Source organism: Comamonas antarctica, from assembly GCF_013363755.1.
Lineage (GTDB): Bacteria > Pseudomonadota > Gammaproteobacteria > Burkholderiales > Burkholderiaceae_C > Comamonas > Comamonas antarctica.
The window spans coordinates 1,274,538-1,291,698 of the sequence record NZ_CP054840.1; the positions used below are offsets into that span (position 1 = coordinate 1,274,538).

A 17,161-nucleotide genomic window follows, 5' to 3' on the forward strand; every position below is an offset into this window, starting at 1 on the left:
GCGAATGAAAAACCCGCTTCGGCGGGTTTTTTCATTTTCCGCGGCGCGCGCTGTGGCCGATGCTGGCCAGCATCCGCCGCCGCAGCAGGCCGCTCACGGGCCGGATCAGATACCAGTAGGGCGCGAACCTGCGCCGCGCCTCGGCATCGAGGCAGTACACGCGTGTCTCGGTGGTGAGCCGGGTGTGCGCGTCGTCCAGCTTCTGGGCAACGAAGCTCAGCAACAGCTTGGCCGAGCCCGGTGCATTGAAGTCCAGGAAGGCCCGGCCGTCGGCAATGCGCGCCTGGCCGTAATCGGAGCGCCAGAATTTGCCCGCCAGGCCCAGCAGCAGTTCCTCGTCGCCGCGTTGCTCCAGGCGGGTGAAGTTGTCGATGCCGAAGGCTGGCTGGGGCGCGCCGCTGCGCAGATGCAGGCGATCGAGCGCGCGCATGGGCAACTCCCTTGCGGCGATCGCATATTTGAAAAGCGCGTCGCCGTCGGGGCGATAGTCGCGCGCCGCGGCCATGACATGGGCCTGGGGCGCGGCGATGTCGAGCGCATGGCGTTCGCTGAAGTGGTAGTCGGGCAAATATTGCTGGTGAAGATGCATGCGGAGATATTAGTCCGCACTGCAGGGGCAGATGCGCCCTGGACCCACAGCGCCTGTCATGCATCGGGCGCACAATGGTCCGACAGCAACAGGAGAGCCTCGATGAAACACGCGTTTGCAAGCACGCTGAAAAACTTCAAGACATCTTCCGGCGTGACCGGCAAGTTCCACTCGCTGCCGGCGCTGGCCAAGCAGTACCCGAGCGTGCAGCGGCTGCCGGTGTCGCTGCGCATCGTGCTCGAAGCCGTGCTGCGCCACTGCGACGGCCGCAAGGTCACGCCCGAGCATGTGCGCCAGCTCGCGCAGTGGCAGCCCAAGGGCGCGCGCACCGAGGAGATTCCGTTTGTCGTGGCGCGCGTGGTGCTGCAGGATTTCACCGGCGTGCCGCTGCTGGCCGATCTCGCGGCGATGCGCAGCGAGGCCGCGCGGCTGGGCAAGAATCCCGAGGCCATCGAGCCGCTGGTGCCGGTCGACCTGGTGGTCGACCACTCCATCATGGTCGACTACTTCGGCACGAAAAAGGCGCTGGACCTGAACATGCAGCTGGAGTTCAAGCGCAACCAGGAGCGCTACCAGTTCATGAAATGGGGCATGCAGGCGTTCGACACCTTCCGCGTGGTCCCGCCGGGCTTCGGCATCGTGCACCAGGTCAATCTCGAGTACCTCGCGCCCGGCGTGCACCAGCGCGCCGACGGCGTGTTCTATCCCGACACTTTGGTCGGCACCGACAGCCACACGACGATGATCAACGGCATCGGCGTGGTCGGCTGGGGCGTGGGCGGCATCGAGGCCGAGGCGGCGATGCTGGGCCAGCCGGTCTACATCCTGATGCCCGATGTCGTCGGCTTCGAACTCACGGGCCAGCTGCGCGAAGGCGTGACCGCCACCGATCTGGTGCTGACGATCACCGAGCGGCTGCGCCGCGAGAAGGTCGTGGGGCAGTTCGTCGAATTCTTTGGAGAAGGCACGCAAAGCCTGGCCGTGCCCGACCGCGCGACCATCGGCAACATGGCGCCCGAATACGGCGCGACCATGGGGTTCTTTCCGGTCGACGAGAAGACCATGGACTATTTCCGCGGCACCGGGCGCAGCGCCGGGGAGATCGAGGCGTTCGAGGCCTACTTCCGCGCGCAGCAGCTGTTTGGCGTGCCGGGCCGCGGCGAGATCGACTATTCGCGCGTGGTGAGCCTGGACCTGGGCAGCGTCACGCCCAGCCTTGCCGGCCCCAAGCGGCCGCAGGACCGCATCGAACTGGGCCAGGTGGCGTCGCAGTTCACGCACCTGTTCAGCGCGCCCGCGGCGCTCAACGGCTTCAACCAGGCGCCCGAGCTGCTCAAGACGCGCCATCTGGTGCAGGGCGAGCCCGATGACGCCGGCATGCGCCAGTCGCGGCCCACGCCCGAGGGCGCCGAGCGCCAGCTCGAGGAAATGGAGGCCAACAAGCCCGAGCCGGCCGTGATGCACGCGACGGCCGAAGTTCCCACTCCCGCGGTCCATTCGGGCAGCGACGGCGTGAAGTTCACCATCGGCCATGGCGACGTGCTGATCGCGGCCATCACCAGCTGCACCAATACCTCGAACCCGAGCGTGATGCTGGCCGCGGGGCTGCTGGCGAAGAAGGCCGTCGAGGCGGGCCTGAGCGTCAAGCCGCACATCAAGACCTCGCTGGCGCCGGGCTCGCGCCTGGTGACGCGCTACCTGACCGAAGCCGGGCTGCTGCCCTACCTGGAAAAGCTCGGATTCGCGCTCGCCGGCTACGGCTGCACGACCTGCATCGGCAATGCCGGCGATCTCACGCCAGAGATCAACGCCGCGATCCGCCAGAGCGATCTGGTCTGCGCCGCGGTGCTGTCGGGCAACCGCAATTTCGAGGCCCGCATCCACCCCAATCTCAAGGCCAACTTCCTCGCCAGCCCGCCGCTGGTGGTGGCGTATGCGATTGCCGGCACGGTGCTCACCGACCTGATGACCCAGCCCGTGGGCAAGGGCCATGGCGGCAGGGACATCTTCCTGGGCGACATCTGGCCCAGCACGCAGGAGATCCATGCGCTGATGAAATATGCGATGAACGGCGAAGCCTTCCAGGAGAATTACCACAAGGTCGCGAGCGAACCCGGCAAGCTGTGGGAGAAGATCCGCGGTGTCAGCGGCGCCATCTATACCTGGCCCGAGAGCACCTATATCGCCGAGCCGCCATTCTTTGCCGGCTTCAAGCTGGGCATCGAGCAGCCCGTGACCACGGGCCTGCAGCCGCGCAACCCGTATGCGGTGCATGCCGCGCGCATCATCGCGCTGTTCGGCGACTCGATCACCACCGACCATATCTCGCCGGCCGGCTCCATTCACCCCAAGTCGCCCGCGGGCGAGTGGCTCTGCGACCACGGCGTGCAGCAGGCCGACTTCAACAGCTACGGCTCGCGCCGCGGCAACCACGAGGTGATGATGCGCGGCACCTTCGCCAACGTGCGCATCAAGAACCTGATGCTGCCGCCGCTGGCCGATGGCGCGCGCGAGGAGGGCGGGCTCACGCTGTACCGCGATGCGGCCGGCCACGCGCACAAGATGCCGATCTACGACGCGGCCATGCAGTACCAGGCCGAGGGCCGCGCCAGCGTGATCTTCGCGGGGGAGGAATACGGCACGGGGTCGAGCCGCGACTGGGCCGCCAAGGGCACGCAGCTGCTGGGCATCCGCGCCGTGATCGCGCGCAGCTTCGAGCGCATCCATCGCAACAATCTGGTGGGAATGGGCGTGCTGCCGCTGCAGCTGCGCGGTGACGATACCTGGAGCAGCCTGGGGCTCAAGGGCGACGAGTTCATCGAGGTGATCCCCGATCCGCTGCTCACGCCGCAAAGCGATGCCGAACTGTGCATCACGCGCGCCGACGGCAGCCAGTTGCGGCGCACGCTCACGCTGCGCATCGACACCCCGATCGAGGCCGACTACTACCGGCATGGCGGCATCCTGCCGTATGTGCTGCGCCAATTGCTGGACACCTGAGGCCGGCCGGCGCCGCGCGCCGCCAGGCGCGCATGCCAAAGGCTTTTCATGGGGAATAGCAAATCCCCGATGATGCGTGCCGTCGCGGCCGTGCTCCTGCATGCGGCCGCGCGTGCAGCGCATCGCGCTTGGCCGGCCCCTGAAGATGACCTGGATCAACAAATCATCGGATACGGCCCGAGCCCCCCGGTCTGCTGCTTTTGCCCAAAGCGCTTGCGGCGCATAGTGAGGGCAGGTCCGGTGCGATGCCAACGCTGCCGGCACCGTTGTCATTGAGGCCTTATGTCAGATCACCCCACGTCACCGCGCGGCAAAGCACCACGCAAGGTCATTCCCATCGTCGCGTCCACCGAGCAGCCGCTGTTCGAAGCCCGCAGGAAAATCCAGCCGCGTTCCATCAGCGGCGTGTTCGCGCGCTGGCGCTGGGCCATGGTGTGGCTCACGCAGCTGTTCTTCTACGGCATTCCCTGGCTGCAGATCAACGGCCGCCAGGCGCTGCTGTTCGATCTCGAGCAGCGGCGCTTCTACATCTTCGGCTGGCTGCTCTATCCGCAGGATTTCATCTACCTCACGACGCTGCTGATCATCTCGGCGCTGGCGCTGTTCCTGTTCACGGCGGTGGCCGGGCGGCTGTGGTGCGGCTTCAGCTGCCCGCAATCGGTCTATACCGAGATCTTCATGTGGATCGAGCGCAAGACCGAGGGCGATCGCAGCGCGCGGCTGCGCCTCGACGGCAGCCGCTGGACCCTGGAGAAGCTGATGAAGCGCTCGGCCAAGCACCTGCTGTGGCTGCTGATCGCGCTGTGGACCGGTTTCACCTTTGTCGGCTACTTCGTGCCGATCCGCTCGCTGGCCACCGAAATCATGGCCCTGCAGGGCGCGTGGCAGATCTTCTGGGTGCTGTTCTATGCGCTGGCCACCTATGGCAACGCGGGTTTTCTGCGCGAGCAGGTCTGCACCCACATGTGCCCCTATGCGCGCTTCCAGAGCGCGATGTTCGACCGCGACACGCTGCTGGTCACCTATGACGCGGCGCGCGGCGAGAAGCGCGGCCCGCGTCCCAAGGGCGTCGACTACCAGGCGCAGGGCCTGGGCGACTGCATCGACTGCAAGCTCTGTGTGCAGGTCTGCCCGGTGGGCATCGACATCCGCGACGGCTTGCAATACCAGTGCATCAACTGCGGACTGTGCATCGATGCCTGCAACTCGGTCATGGACAAGATGCACTACCCGCGCGGCTTGATCCGCCTGTCGACCGAGAACGCGCTCGAGCGCGGCTGGCGCGGCCTGCAGATCGTGCGCCGCATGCTGCGCCCGCGCGTGCTGGTCTACGGTGCGGTGCTGGTGTCGCTCACGGTGGCGATGGTCGTGAGCCTGTACGTGCGCGTTCCGCTCAAGGTCGACGTGGTGCGCGACCGCGGCACGCTGTCGCGCATCGTGGCCGGCGGCCAGATCGAGAACATCTACCGCGTGCAGCTGGGCAACGCCACCGAGGCGCCGCAGCGCTACCAACTGTCGGCATCGGGCATCGAAGGCCTGCGCGTGGCCTCCGAGAGCGAGGTGGCCGTCGACGCCGCGGCCGACCGCTGGATCGTCGTGCGGCTGCAGGCACCCTATGGCGCCGCGGACGCGGGCTCGCACCCGGTGCTGCTGGAAGTGCGCTCGGTGAGCGACGGCGCGCTGCAGGTGCAGGCCAAGACGACCTTCCTGGTGCCGCGCTGAGCGCGCCAGGGCTGTCGCCGTGGTGACGGCCCGCGCCGCGCCGCCCGGGCGCCGGCGCGCGGTTTGGTTATGGTGTGCGCACCACGTTCACGCCGCACACCATGACCCACGACAAAGATCCCGACCCCGCGCCCGCCGCCCCCGGTTTCCGCTCCGCCATCATTCGCAAAGGCACGGTGCGCGCCACGACGCGCAGCTTCCTGCATGCGCTGGGCCAGGACGATGAGGACATCGAACGCCCGCATATCGGCGTGTTCCACACCGGCGGCGAGATGAGTCCGTGCAACCTGAACCTGCGCGATCAGGCCCAGCATGCCAAGACCGGCATTTATGCCGGCGGCGGCACGCCGCACGAATGCCCGGTGGTGTCCGTGAGCGACGGCCTGACGATGGCGCATTCGGGCATGCGCTTTTCGCTGGTCTCGCGCGAACTGATCGCCGACAGCGTCGAGGCCTCGGTGCGCGGCCACCAGTGGGACGGCATCTTTGCCATCGGCGCCTGCGACAAGAACCTGCCGGGCCTGATGATGGGCATGCTGCGCTGCAATGTCCCCAGCGTGTTCGTGCATGGCGGCTCGGCGCTGCCCGGGCAGATGCCCGGGCCGGACGGGCGCGACCTGAATGTCGTCGATACCTATGAAACGATCGGCCAGGTGCTGGCCGGCAAGGCCACGGCCGAGGACCTGGCGCAGATCAGCCGCAGCTGCCTGCCCACGGCGGGGGCCTGCGCGGGTCAGTTCACGGCCAACACCATGGGCATGGTCAGCGAGGCGCTGGGCCTGGCGCCCATCGGCTCGAGCATGCTGCCCGCGGTGTTCAGCGAACGCGCGCCGCTCATGCGCCGCGCCGCCAAGACGCTGATGCGCGCGGTCTGGGCCAGCGCCCAGGGGCGCGGGCCGCTGCCGCGCGACATCGTCACGCGCCAGGCGCTGGAGAACGCCTGCGCCGTGGTCAGCGCCACGGGCGGCTCGACCAATGCCGCGCTGCACCTGCCGGCGATTGCGCACGAAGCCGGCATCCGCTTCCATCTCGACGATGTGGCCGAAGTCTTTGCGCGCACGCCGCTGATTGCCGACCTGCGCCCGGGCGGGCGCTATCTGGCGCGCGACGTGCATTACATCGGCGGCGCGGGCGTGATCCTGCGCAGCCTGCTCGACCAGGGCCTGCTGCATGGCGAGGCACTGACCTTCACCGGCCGCACGCTGGCCGAGGAACTCGCGTCTGCGCTTGCGCCCGACGGGCAGGTGGTGCGCGCCGCCGACAACCCGATCTCGCGCGATGGCGGCCTGGCCGTGCTCAAGGGCAATCTGTGCCCCGATGGCGCGCTGCTCAAGACCGCGGGACTGGGCACGCTGAGCCACCGCGGCCCGGCGCGCGTGTTCGAGTCGGAGGAGCAGGCCCAGGCTGCCGTGCAGGCCATGAACTACAGCGCTGGCGATGTGATCGTGATCCGCAACGAAGGCCCGAAGGGCAGCCCTGGCATGCGCGAGATGCTGGGCATCACCGCCTTGCTCTATGGCCAGGGCATGGGCGACAAGGTGGCGCTGCTGACCGACGGACGCTTCTCGGGCGCGACGCGCGGCCTGTGCATAGGCTATGCCGGGCCCGAAGCCGCCGACAACGGCCCGATCGCGGTGCTGCGCGATGGCGACATGATCAGCATCGACGCGCGCCCGCTGGCGCGCTCGATCACGGTGGAGCTTTCCGAATCGGAGCTGGCGCTGCGCCTGCAGGAGCATGCGCGCCATGCTCGCGTAAACACGGGAGCGCAGTGGGGCGGGTTGCTGGAAAAATATGCGCTGACGGTGCGGCCGGCCCACCAGGGCGCGGTCACGCACTCGGGCGCGGTCACCTGGCTGCGCGACGAAGGCTGAACGCTAGGGTGGCCGCGTCTGCCTTCAATCCACACCAAGAAAGCAGTCAATGACCTTGAATCGACGGGAATGGCTGGGCGCCGCGGGCGCCGGCGGCGCCGGCGCGCTGCTGGCCAGCCTGGGAATGGCGGCCCACGCCCAGGCCGCGCTGGAGAGCCTCAACATCATCACCGGCTTTGCCGCGGGCGGCACCTCCGACGCGATCTGCCGGCGCGTGGCCACGCATCTGGCGCCGGCCTACGCGAAGATGGCCGTGGTGGAAAACCGCACCGGCGCGGGCGGCCAGATTGCCATCAACTACGTCAAGGGCCGGCCCGGCGATGGCGCGACGCTGCTGCAGACGCCGACCTCGATGCTGTCGATCTATCCGCACATCTACAAGAAGCTGTCGTACAACCCCGTGACCGATCTGGCGCCAGTGTCGCTCGGCTGCATCTTCGACTTCGGCTTTGCGGTCGGCCCGGCCGTGCCGGCCCAGGTGACCAACGTGCGCGAGTTCCTGGCCTGGGCCAAGGCCAACCCGCAGGGCGCGAACTTCGGCTCGCCCGCGCCCGGCTCGACACCGCATTTCATCGGCGCACTGCTGGGCCAGCATGGCGGCGTCGATCTCAAGCATGCAGGCTACCGCGGCACCCAGCCGGCGCTGCTCGACATGATGGGCGGCAACATCTCGGCGGTTTCGGGGCCGGTGGGCGACATGCTGCAGCATGTATCCAGCGGCAAGCTGCGCATCCTGGGCGTGAGCGGCCAGCGCCGCAGCCGTTTCGCACCCCAGGTGCCGACGCTGGTGGAGCAGGGCTACGCCGACATGGCGCACAGCGAATGGTTTGCGTTCTTCCTGCCGGCCAAGACGCCGCCCGAACTGGTGCAGCGTCTCAACGGCCATCTGCGCAGCGCGCTGGCATCGAAGGACGTGGTCGACAGCCTGGCGACTTTCGGCCTCGAAGCCATGTCGTCGACGCCCGCGGAACTGGCGGCGCTGGTGAAGTCCGAAGTGGAGAAATGGGGCCCCATCGTCCAGCGCGTGGGCTTCACTGCCGAGGGCTGAACACCCGCCGACGCGGCGGCATGCAAGAAGCAACGGGAGCCTGGGCTCCCGTTTTTTATGCTGGTGTGACAATCCCCCATGCATAACATGTTGTTTTGCCGCACAGACTGCGTAAAAACGCGTACAGGGTTTATACTGGGGGCTACGGGTTACTACTTAGGTGATCTGCTCTGGCGGTGTTTGGAGATGCGAGCCGCCAGTTGTTTGAGTGCATCTCATAGAAAGCACACCATGCGTCAAGCCATCAACACCCTGATCACCTTCATCGCTGACTACCGCGAAGCCCACGTCGGCCTGGCCAACCAGTAATTGCAGGGAACCTGCGCAGCGCTCGCCAGAGCGTCTGATGCGCACGGACAAGCCCGAAAGGGTTGCGGGTCCGGGACAAAATACTCCATGACACTGGGTCCTGGAGTATTTTTTTTGCCTGCTTGTTTCAATTGATGATTAGGCACCATATAGTATGGTGACATGCAAGAATTTGAACAAAAATACCAGGCGCTGCTGGCCGAGGCCGGCCGGCGCCAGTGGCCCGGGCAGGACCGCATTCGCCTGTGCTTCCAGACGCTGTCGCTGGCCGCGGCCATCGACCGCGATTGCGCGCGCGTGCTGGCAGGATATGGTTTGTCGGAAGGCCGCTTCGTGCTGCTGTTCCTGCTCGACGCGGCAAGCGGCGGGCTGGCGCCGCGTGAGCTCGCCGATCAGGCCGGCGTGACGCGCGCGACGGTGACCGGCCTGCTGGACGGCCTCGAGCGCGATGCATTGGTCGAACGCCGGACCGACGCGGCCGACCGGCGCGCGCTGCGGGTACAGCTCACCGCGCGTGGCAGGGAGCTGGCGCAGGCCGTGGTGGCCGAGCACGGCCGCTGGATTGCCGGCGTGTTTGGCGGGCTGTCGGCGGCAGAGCGCATTCAGCTCGAAGGCCTGCTGGACAAGGTGGCGGCCGGGCTGGCGGCACGCCGCAGCGCGGGCGCGCCATGACGCCGCCCGCAACGCGCAAGGGCGCGCGCCGCGGCGCCGACATTCCCGCCGGGCTGCTCGATGCGTTGTCGCTGGGCACCGTGCAGAGCGCAACACTGGTCGAGGGCCTCGCGGTGGACCAGGCGCGCTTGCTGAATGCGGTGTTTCCGGCGCTGCCGACGCCGGTGCTGGCGCAGGCGGCCCAGGTCTGCGCGCGCGGCATCCTGCAACGCATGCACGGCATGGGCAGCCTGCTCTTCACGGCATTGGGCAGCGCCGGCATCGACACCTGCCGCAGCCACGCCTCGGATACCGTGCGCGGCTGGGCCTGCTTCATGGTGGCGAGCCAACCCCAGTTGGATCTGGCGGCGCGGCTCGACGCCATTCGTCCGCTGGCCGACGATGCCCATTTTGGCGTGCGCGAATGGGCATGGATGGCGCTGCGGCCGCAGCTGGTTGCGGAACTCGGCGCGGCCATCGAGATATTGGCTGGCTGGACCTCGCAGCCGTCCGAGCGCCTGCGCCGCTTTGCCTGTGAAGCACTGCGTCCGCGCGGCGTCTGGTGCGCGCACATCGCGGCTTTCAGGCAACAACCGGAACGCGGCCTGCCATTGCTGGAGCCGCTGCGCGCCGACCCATCGGCCTATGTGCAGGATTCAGTGGCCAACTGGCTCAACGACGCCGCCAAGACCCAGCCGGACTGGGCGCGCTCGTTGTGTGCCCAGTGGCTGCAAGGCGAGCCGCAGGCCGCGACGCGCCGTATCTGCCAGCGCGGTTTGCGCAGCCTGCCTCGTCCCTGAAGCCCGGGGCAGATTCAAGCCGCCAGCGGCGCGAACAGCCCGCGCGCGCCATGCGGCTGGCAGCGCAGGTACTGCGCCGAAGCCGGCACCTGTGCGCCCAGCACCTGGGCCGCATGCCAGGGCCAGCGCGGATTGAAGAGGGCGGCGCGCGCGATGGCAATGGCATCGGCATCGCCCGCGTCGAGCGCGGCCTGGGCCTGCAGCGGCTCGGTGATCAAGCCCACGCCGATCACCGGCATTTGCAGTTGCGCGCGCAGCGCGTGCGCGAGCGGCAACTGGTAGCCCGGACCGACGGGAATCTGCTGCGCCGGGCTCAGGCCGCCGCTCGAGACATGCAGGAAGGCGCAGCCCAGGGCCTGCAGTTCCTTGGCCAGCACCGCGCTTTGTTCGACATCCCAGCCGCCATCGATCCAGTCGGTGGCCGAGAGGCGCACGCCCACGGGCAGGGTGTCGCCCACGGCGGCGCGCACCGCACTGAACACTTCCAGCGTGAGGCGCAGGCGGTTTTCCAGGCTGCCGCCATACTGGTCGGTGCGCTGGTTCGACAGCGGCGACAGGAACTGGTGCAGCAGGTAGCCATGCGCCGCGTGCAGTTCGATCAGGTCGTAGCCCAGGCGCTGCGCGCGCAGCGCCGCGTCGACGAACGCCTTCTTCACGCGCACGATGTCGGCCAGCGTGGCGGCTGCGGGCGTGGGCACTTCGGGCGCTGCCGACAGCGCGCTCGGACCCAGCGTGGGCCAGGCTTGATCCGCGGGCAGCGGGCCGCCGCCGAGCCAGGGCTGCAGGCTCGACGCCTTGCGGCCCGCGTGCCCCAGTTGCACGCCCAGCTTGATGCCGCTGAAGCGGCGCACATGTTCGATCACCGGGCGCATGGCCGCCTCGTTGGCATCGCTCCAAAGCCCCAGGTCCTTGGGACTGATGCGGCCGATGGCCTCGACGGCGGTGGCTTCGACGATCAGCAGGCCCGCGCCCGACTGGGCCAGCTGGCCGTAATGCATCAGATGCCAGTCGGTGGCGCAGCCATCGTCGGCGCTATAGGTGCACATCGGCGCGATCACGATGCGGTTGGACAGCTGGGCAGGGCCCACGGGCAGGGGGGAGAACAGGGCGGTCATGGCATCCGTTGGTGAGACGAGGGAAGTAATCAGGCCTTTTCCTGGAGCATTTCCTGCAAGGCCTTGATCTGCTGGCGCAGCATGCCATTTTCCTGCTCCAGCGTCTCGACGCGCTGTTGCAGGGCGGCGACGTCCACGGTTTCTGCGGCCGGTGCGCTGCCCTCGGCGGTTTCTTCGCGCGGTTTTTTCTTCGACTCGCGCACGCGCTTGGCGGCCTGCCTGAGTTCGTCCTTGCCCGCGGCCGCCGCGGCCACCTGTTCCTCGGCAGGCAGTTGCGCCACGGCCGCCGCGGCGTTGATCGAGATCTCGCCGGCCTTCACCGCGGCCACGACTTCGGGCGCGGCCTTCTGCTGGATGGTCTCGATCTGCTTGACCTGGGTGCTGCTCAGGCGCGCGGCGCGCGCCAGCGCCTCGCGCGTGGCCAGCGCCTGCTGCTCGGCGCTGTCGTCGGCAGGGGCCGCCTCGGCCGCAGGCGCGGCGCTCTGCGCGGCTTTGGCGCGGCGCGCCGCCACGATCTCGCGCTTGCGCAGCGCCAGCACGCCGCGCTGGAAGTCGGACACGCTGCGCCGGCCCAGGTGCTGGTCGATCATCCACAGGTGAACGTCATCCATGCTCTGGAAATGCTTGGCCTGCACGGTCTCGAACGGCACGCCATGCTTCTGGCAGATGCCGTAGCGGTTGTGGCCGTCGACCAGCAGGTCGCCCCACAGCACCAGCGCATCGCGGCAGCCTTCCGCCAGGATGCTGCGTTCGAGCGCTTCGTGTTCGTCGGCGCTCAGCGGGTCGATATAGGCCTTGAGTTCTTCGTTGACAACAATATTCATGGGAGGAGAGGCGATGGCCGACGGCAACGCGCCTGGGGGGAAGAATGGGAGCCACCCGGAAGGGGCAGCGCTGTGGCGGTGTCGCTGTGTGATCAGGCCAGTCAACACTGGCCTAGGCGTTCACCCTTCGTCAAGCTCAGGGCGAACGGGGTGGTTCTTCACCCTTCGTCAAGCTCAGGGCGAACGGGGTGGTTCTTCACCCTTCGACCGAAGAAGCGGGGCGTGTTAGAGCAGACGCGCGATCAGCGCACCGTCCACCGGGCCTTCGAGCGGAATGCGCACGCGGATCGGGTTGCCCTGGGCCACGGCCACGGCGTCGCCGTCGAGGTTGAACATCTGCTCGAGCTTGACCTGGCGGTTGCCGCTCGGATGGATGATTTCCAGCGTGTCGCCGACCGCGAAGCGGTTCTTGGTCTCGATCTCGGCAAGGCCGTCGGCCCAGCCGCGCACTTCGCCGACGAAGTGGCTGCGCTGCAGCAGCGAGTGGCCGGTCTCGTAGTTCTGGTAGTCCTGCGACGGACGGCGCTCGAGGAAACCGCTGGTATAGCCGCGGTTGGCCAGGCCCTCGAGTTCGGTGATCAGGTGCGGGTTGAACGGGCGGCCCGCGACGGCATCGTCAATCGCGCGGCGGTAGGTCTGGGCGGTGCGCGCGACGTAGTACAGCGACTTGGTGCGGCCTTCGATCTTGAGCGAATCGACGCCGATCTTCGTGAGCCGGTCGATGTGCTCGACGGCGCGCAGGTCCTTGCTGTTCATGATGTAGGTGCCGTGCTCATCTTCCATGATGGGCATCAGCTCGCCGGGGCGGCCTTGCTCTTCGAGCAGGTAGACCTGGTCGGCCTTGGGGTGGCGCGGCGTGTTGTTGCAGGCCGAGAAGCTGGTTTCCTCTTCCTGCTGGGCCTTGGCGAAGTCGAAGTCGCCTTCCATCTTCAGCGGGATGGCTTCGCCGGTGTTCGGGTCCACGGCCGTTTCCTGCGTCGCGTAGTTCCAGCGGCAGGCATTGGTGCAGGTGCCCTGGTTGGGGTCGCGGCGGTTGAAGTAGCCCGACAGCAGGCAGCGGCCCGAGTAGGCGATGCACAGCGCGCCGTGCACGAACACCTCGAGTTCCATGTCCGGGCATTCCTGGCGGATCTTCTCGATCTCGTCGAGGCTCAGTTCGCGCGACAGGATGATGCGCGCAATGCCCATGCGCTGCCAGAACTTGACGGCCGCATAGTTGACGGTGTTGGCCTGCACCGAGATGTGGATCGGCACCTCGGGCCACTTCTCGCGCACCATCATCATCAGGCCGGGATCGGCCATGATCAGCGCGTCGGGCTTGAACGCGATGACGGGTTCCATGTCGCGCAGATAGGTGCGCACCTTGTCGTTGTGCGGCAGCAGGTTGCTGGTGACGAAGAATTTCTTGCCGCGCGCATGGGCTTCGGCAATGCCCTGGCCGATCTGCTCGAGGCGGAACTCGTTGTTGCGCGCGCGCAGCGAGTAGCGGGGCTGGCCCGCGTAGATGGCGTCGGCGCCAAAGTCGTAGGCGGCGCGCATCTTGTCAAGCGAGCCGGCGGGCAGCAGTAGTTCGGGGGCTTTGAGGGGCATGGCGCAATTGTCCCCGATTGTCAGAAACCGGGTGGCGCCAGCCCCTGTTTTCGGCGCCGCGTCAAGCGAGATCGCGTTCGCGCACGTCGCTCAGGTCCCGGTCCAGGAACCAGTTCAGCGCGGTGCGGATGGCGGCCACCGCGGCCATGCGTGCGATGGCATCCCAGCCGTCGGTGGTCGAGGTCTCGATGATGTCGGCCGCGAGCTGAAAGGTGAGCCCCGCGACCAGCCAGCGCGCATAGCGCAGCCAGATGGCGCGGCGCTCGTGGCCGGAAGGCGGGTGGCCGAGCGCGCGCAGGCAGGCGCCGCAGGCCTGCAGCGTGGCCAATACGATGACCGCCATCGCGATGCTGTCGATCAACAGCACCGCGCCCTCGCTGATCAGCACGAACCATTCGCGCATGCTCAGTCTCCGTCCTGTGGCCCGGGGCCGCGCAGCACGCAGCGGAAGCCGACATGGCTGGTGGAGGTGTCGATGGGCTGGGCGTGGCGCGCCGCCGGGCGGTAGCGCCGGCAGTAGCTCGGCGCGCACAGGTGCGAGCCGCCCTTGAGCACCTTGCGCGGAATCGGCACGCCGTCGCCGCCGGCATAGCTGGCCTCCTCGCGCGCGCCGCGCGGGTCGCGCGGCGCGCAGCAGGGGCGCGCGCCCTGGTCCTCGTGCCGCGGCGCGTACCAGTCGGCGGTCCACTCCCAGACATTGCCAATCATGTCGAGCAGCCCCCAGCCGTTGGCGGGAAACGCGTTGACCGGCGAGGTGCGGTCGTAGCCGTCGCCGCGCTGGTTCTCATGCGGAAACGCACCCTGCCAGGTGTTGGCCATGTGGCGGCCGCCGGGCGTGAGTTCGTCGCCCCAGGCGTATTCGGCGCCGCTCAGGCCGCCGCGCGCGGCGAATTCCCACTCGGCTTCGGTCGGCAGCGCCAGCCCGGCCCATTCGGCGTAAGCCAGCACATCGCAGTAGGCGACATGCACGACCGGGTGGTCGTCCAGCCCGCCAATCGAGCTGCGCGGACCTTGCGGACGGCGCCATTGCGCATCGAAGCGGAAATTCCACCACTGGCTGTAATCGCGCAGGTCCACGGGATGGTCGGGGGGCGAGAACACCATCGAGCCGGCGCGCAGCATGTGCGGCAGCGCGCCCGGATAGGACGCCGGGTCGGGCGCCTTCTCGGCAAAGGTGACATAGCCCGTGGCCTCGACAAAGCGCCGGAACTCGCGGTTGGTCACGGGCGTGCGCTGCATCCAGAACCCTTCCACACGCGCGAAGTGGGCCGGAGCTTCCTCGGGGTAGTGGTCATCGGAGCCCATGCGGAACAGGCCGCCGGGCACCCACACCAGGTTGCCGGGCCGGGTCGCGGCGGGCCGCGCGGTTTTGACGACGTCGTCCATGTGTCTATCCAAAGGGTCCGATGTTCAACACGATGCTCAGCACGGCGACCACGCCGATGCCCAGCAGGATGATTGCGGTCACCAGCGTGAAGGAGGTCGGAAACACGCTTTCGCCGTGGATCAGGCCGTTCTCGGTCATTTCTTCGCGCGTGTGGCGCAGGCCCTGCATGAAGCGCAGGTGGTAGAGGATGCCGATCGCCAGCATGATGATGCCCAGGCACACCAGCGATACGCCGAAGTTGCGAGTCGCATGCGAGTCGTGGAGCAGTTTGTTGATGGCCAGCTTCTCGAACGCCTGGACGATGGTGAAACCAAAGCTGATCAGCGACAGCGAGGTGCGGATCACCGACATCAGCGTGCGGTCGGCGCTCATGCGCGTGCGCTGGAACGACATGCCGGTGCGCCGCTTGGACATGTCCGTGCGCGCCGTCGACATGTCGGTGCGCTCCGTCGACATCGCGGTGCGCTCCTTGGACATGTCGGTGCGCTCCCTGGACATGCCGGTGCGTTCGGTGGACATGTCGGTGCGCTTGGCCGACAGGCCGGTGCGGAACTGCGAGTACTGCAGCGACGCACTGTCCGGATCGGACGCGTCGACCTGCGGGATCTGGGTTGGCGGCGGCTTGTCCGGACCTGCCGGCGGCGTCGGATCGGTGGGCGGCGTCGGGTCTTGGTTCGAGGTCATGGCACAAAGATAATCAGCGCGCCCGGGTGGAGCATTGGACCTTGGTCCCATCGCTGTGCAGGGCAGTTGACGCCGTCAGCGCGCAGGCGTCGCGAGCGATTCGAGCACCCGCGCCGCGGCGGCATGCTGCGGCACGGCCAGGCCCTGGCGCGCCTGGGCGGCGGAGATCTGCGCACCCTGCACGCTGCCGCGCACCACCAGGTCGCTGCCCGGCGCGTAGACCCAGCGCGTGATGGCCGCGACCTCGGCGTCGGTCAGGTCGCCGGCGGCCAGCAGCACCGCCGAGGTGGCCAGCGTCTGCAACTCGGCGGACTGCCCCGCGTAGGTGCCTGCAGGCAAGGCCAGCGGGTACCAGGCGGGATTGCGCGCCGCGAGATCGCGCACCACGCGCGCCTCCAGTGGCAGCAGCTGCAAGCCCAGTTCCGCCACCGCGCCGCGGATGCTGTCGGCAGGAAAGCCGATGACCTGCACCAGCGCATCGGCTGCGCCGTCGCGCAAGGCGCGCAGCGCGGCGTCGGGCGCCAGGTCCAGCACCGCCGACAGCCGGGACTCGTCCACGCCATGGGCTTGCAGCACGGCCAGCGCCGTGGTGCGCGACGCGGCGCCGGGCTGGCCCACGGCCACGCGCTTGCCGGCCAGGTCGGCGACCGAGCGCAGGCCCGCCTCGCGCCGCACCAGCACATGCACGGCCTCGGGGTAGAGGCTGCCAATGGCGCGCAGCGTGGTCCACGCACCTTCCTGGGCAAACGGGCCTTCGCCGCGGAAGGCCCACCAAGCCGAGTCGCCCTGTGCCAGGCCCAGCGGCGCACGGCCTTCGCGCACCAGCCGGATGTTTTCCTCGCCGCCCGCGGTGACCAGGGCCTCGGTGCGCTGGCTGCCCTGGCCCAACGCCTGGGCAAAGCGCAGGTATTGGCCGCTGGCCGGACCCGCGGCAATGGCGTAGCCGCGCGCGACACGCGCCAGACGCGCGCGCAGGGCCGCGTGCGCGTTCTCCAGTTCCTGCACGATGGCCTCGCGCGTGGCCGGCGAGGTTTCGGGCGGCGCGTTGGCGACCACGCTGCGCATGGCCTCGAGCAGCCGCTCCTCGGGCGGGCGGGGCGCTTCTGCCGCGAAGCCTGGGGCGCCCGGCGCGCTAAAGCCCTGCGGCGCCACCGCTTCCCAGCCCTCGCCTGCGCGCCGGTACAGCGCCGAGCCATGGGCGCGCAGCACATCGCCGGCCTGGTTGCCACCGCTGCGGATGCCGGTCAGCCCCTTGGGCCCCGTGCCCAGCGCGCTCACCAGCCCGGCGACGCCGGCCGCATCCCAGGCGCCGAAGTCGTAGTCGCGCGCCAGTTGCAGGTCGGCATCGAAATAAACCACGCGCCGGGTCTCGCCCGGCGGTGCCTTGGCGTCGTCCTGCGAGCCGCGGCGCTGCAGCGCCTGCAGCTGGAGCGTTCCCGCAGGCAGCGCCGCGTCCAGGCGCTGCCGCACGTCGGCCTCGAGCGCTCGCGTGTCGGGGCCGCGTGCGCAGGCCGCGAGCAGCAGCGCCAGCAGCAGGGCAGCAGTCGGGCCGATGCGCAGCGCCATCG

General features: G+C 68.5%; 14 protein-coding genes. 6 read left to right on the top strand and 8 right to left on the bottom strand.

Going from position 1 to position 17,161, the window contains the following annotated elements:
* Window positions 1-31: 31 nt before the first annotated feature.
* Window positions 32-589 carry a hypothetical protein gene (locus tag HUK68_RS06005; RefSeq protein WP_175503379.1) on the bottom strand — a complete coding sequence of 186 codons (558 nt, stop codon included), beginning with the start codon at window positions 587-589 and terminating at the stop codon, window positions 32-34.
* 102 nt (window positions 590-691) lie between these two features.
* Between HUK68_RS06005 and HUK68_RS06010 the strand changes: the two genes are divergently transcribed.
* From HUK68_RS06010 to HUK68_RS06035, 6 genes are all read left to right on the top strand, one after another.
* Complete coding sequence (locus HUK68_RS06010; protein WP_175503380.1) at window positions 692-3,589, top strand: aconitate hydratase; 2,898 nt, start codon at window positions 692-694, stop codon at window positions 3,587-3,589.
* Window positions 3,590-3,871: 282 nt separating this feature from the next.
* Window positions 3,872-5,311, top strand: a complete 1,440-nt coding sequence (gene ccoG, locus HUK68_RS06015; protein WP_175503381.1) for a cytochrome c oxidase accessory protein CcoG — start codon at window positions 3,872-3,874, stop codon at window positions 5,309-5,311.
* 101 nt (window positions 5,312-5,412) lie between these two features.
* Entirely contained in the window at window positions 5,413-7,185 is a 1,773-nt protein-coding gene (gene ilvD, locus HUK68_RS06020) for a dihydroxy-acid dehydratase (protein ID WP_175503382.1), read from the top strand.
* Between the two features lie 49 nt (window positions 7,186-7,234).
* Window positions 7,235-8,233 (top strand): Bug family tripartite tricarboxylate transporter substrate binding protein, encoded by a 999-nt coding sequence (locus tag HUK68_RS06025; RefSeq protein ID WP_175503383.1) that lies wholly within the window; start codon window positions 7,235-7,237, stop codon window positions 8,231-8,233.
* A 471-nt stretch (window positions 8,234-8,704) separates the two neighbouring features.
* Entirely contained in the window at window positions 8,705-9,214 is a 510-nt protein-coding gene (locus HUK68_RS06030; protein ID WP_175503384.1) for a MarR family winged helix-turn-helix transcriptional regulator, read from the top strand.
* On the top strand, window positions 9,211-9,993 hold the full coding sequence (locus HUK68_RS06035; protein ID WP_175503385.1) for a DNA alkylation repair protein: 783 nt from the start codon (window positions 9,211-9,213) through the stop codon (window positions 9,991-9,993). The genes HUK68_RS06030 and HUK68_RS06035 overlap by 4 nt, the downstream gene beginning before the upstream one ends.
* 14 nt (window positions 9,994-10,007) lie before the next feature.
* Here HUK68_RS06035 and HUK68_RS06040 read toward each other — a convergent pair whose 3' ends face one another.
* The 7 genes from HUK68_RS06040 to HUK68_RS06070 form a co-directional block, all read right to left on the bottom strand.
* Window positions 10,008-11,108, bottom strand: coding sequence for an NADH:flavin oxidoreductase/NADH oxidase (locus tag HUK68_RS06040; protein ID WP_175503386.1), 1,101 nt, complete (start codon window positions 11,106-11,108; stop codon window positions 10,008-10,010).
* A 29-nt stretch (window positions 11,109-11,137) separates the two neighbouring features.
* A complete protein-coding gene (locus tag HUK68_RS06045; protein ID WP_175503387.1) occupies window positions 11,138-11,932 on the bottom strand; it encodes a plasmid replication/partition related protein in 795 nt (264 codons plus the stop codon).
* A 225-nt stretch (window positions 11,933-12,157) separates the two neighbouring features.
* Entirely contained in the window at window positions 12,158-13,522 is a 1,365-nt protein-coding gene (gene trhP / locus HUK68_RS06050; RefSeq protein ID WP_175503388.1) for a prephenate-dependent tRNA uridine(34) hydroxylase TrhP, read from the bottom strand.
* Window positions 13,523-13,583: 61 nt separating this feature from the next.
* A complete protein-coding gene (locus tag HUK68_RS06055) occupies window positions 13,584-13,925 on the bottom strand; it encodes a DUF1622 domain-containing protein (protein WP_175503389.1) in 342 nt (113 codons plus the stop codon).
* 2 nt (window positions 13,926-13,927) lie between these two features.
* Entirely contained in the window at window positions 13,928-14,908 is a 981-nt protein-coding gene (locus HUK68_RS06060) for a formylglycine-generating enzyme family protein (RefSeq protein WP_175503390.1), read from the bottom strand.
* Window positions 14,909-14,912: 4 nt separating this feature from the next.
* A complete protein-coding gene (locus HUK68_RS23155; protein ID WP_208458683.1) occupies window positions 14,913-15,593 on the bottom strand; it encodes a YidH family protein in 681 nt (226 codons plus the stop codon).
* A gap of 75 nt (window positions 15,594-15,668) precedes the next feature.
* The gene (locus tag HUK68_RS06070; protein ID WP_175503391.1) at window positions 15,669-17,159 is read right to left on the bottom strand and encodes a TAXI family TRAP transporter solute-binding subunit; all 1,491 of its coding nucleotides are present in this window, start codon (window positions 17,157-17,159) and stop codon (window positions 15,669-15,671) included.
* Window positions 17,160-17,161: the final 2 nt, after the last annotated feature.

What these genes read in the sequence shown, in the direction of transcription:
- HUK68_RS06005 (WP_175503379.1), bottom strand. Translation starts at nt 589, where the DNA reads ATGCATCTTCACCAGCAATATTTGCCCGACTACCACTTCAGCGAACGC.
- HUK68_RS06010 (WP_175503380.1), top strand. Translation starts at nt 692, where the DNA reads ATGAAACACGCGTTTGCAAGCACGCTGAAAAACTTCAAGACATCTTCC.
- ccoG (WP_175503381.1), top strand. Translation starts at nt 3,872, where the DNA reads ATGTCAGATCACCCCACGTCACCGCGCGGCAAAGCACCACGCAAGGTC.
- ilvD (WP_175503382.1), top strand. Translation starts at nt 5,413, where the DNA reads ATGACCCACGACAAAGATCCCGACCCCGCGCCCGCCGCCCCCGGTTTC.
- HUK68_RS06025 (WP_175503383.1), top strand. Translation starts at nt 7,235, where the DNA reads ATGACCTTGAATCGACGGGAATGGCTGGGCGCCGCGGGCGCCGGCGGC.
- HUK68_RS06030 (WP_175503384.1), top strand. Translation starts at nt 8,705, where the DNA reads ATGCAAGAATTTGAACAAAAATACCAGGCGCTGCTGGCCGAGGCCGGC.
- HUK68_RS06035 (WP_175503385.1), top strand. Translation starts at nt 9,211, where the DNA reads ATGACGCCGCCCGCAACGCGCAAGGGCGCGCGCCGCGGCGCCGACATT.
- HUK68_RS06040 (WP_175503386.1), bottom strand. Translation starts at nt 11,108, where the DNA reads ATGACCGCCCTGTTCTCCCCCCTGCCCGTGGGCCCTGCCCAGCTGTCC.
- HUK68_RS06045 (WP_175503387.1), bottom strand. Translation starts at nt 11,932, where the DNA reads ATGAATATTGTTGTCAACGAAGAACTCAAGGCCTATATCGACCCGCTG.
- trhP (WP_175503388.1), bottom strand. Translation starts at nt 13,522, where the DNA reads ATGCCCCTCAAAGCCCCCGAACTACTGCTGCCCGCCGGCTCGCTTGAC.
- HUK68_RS06055 (WP_175503389.1), bottom strand. Translation starts at nt 13,925, where the DNA reads ATGCGCGAATGGTTCGTGCTGATCAGCGAGGGCGCGGTGCTGTTGATC.
- HUK68_RS06060 (WP_175503390.1), bottom strand. Translation starts at nt 14,908, where the DNA reads ATGGACGACGTCGTCAAAACCGCGCGGCCCGCCGCGACCCGGCCCGGC.
- HUK68_RS23155 (WP_208458683.1), bottom strand. Translation starts at nt 15,593, where the DNA reads ATGACCTCGAACCAAGACCCGACGCCGCCCACCGATCCGACGCCGCCG.
- HUK68_RS06070 (WP_175503391.1), bottom strand. Translation starts at nt 17,159, where the DNA reads ATGGCGCTGCGCATCGGCCCGACTGCTGCCCTGCTGCTGGCGCTGCTG.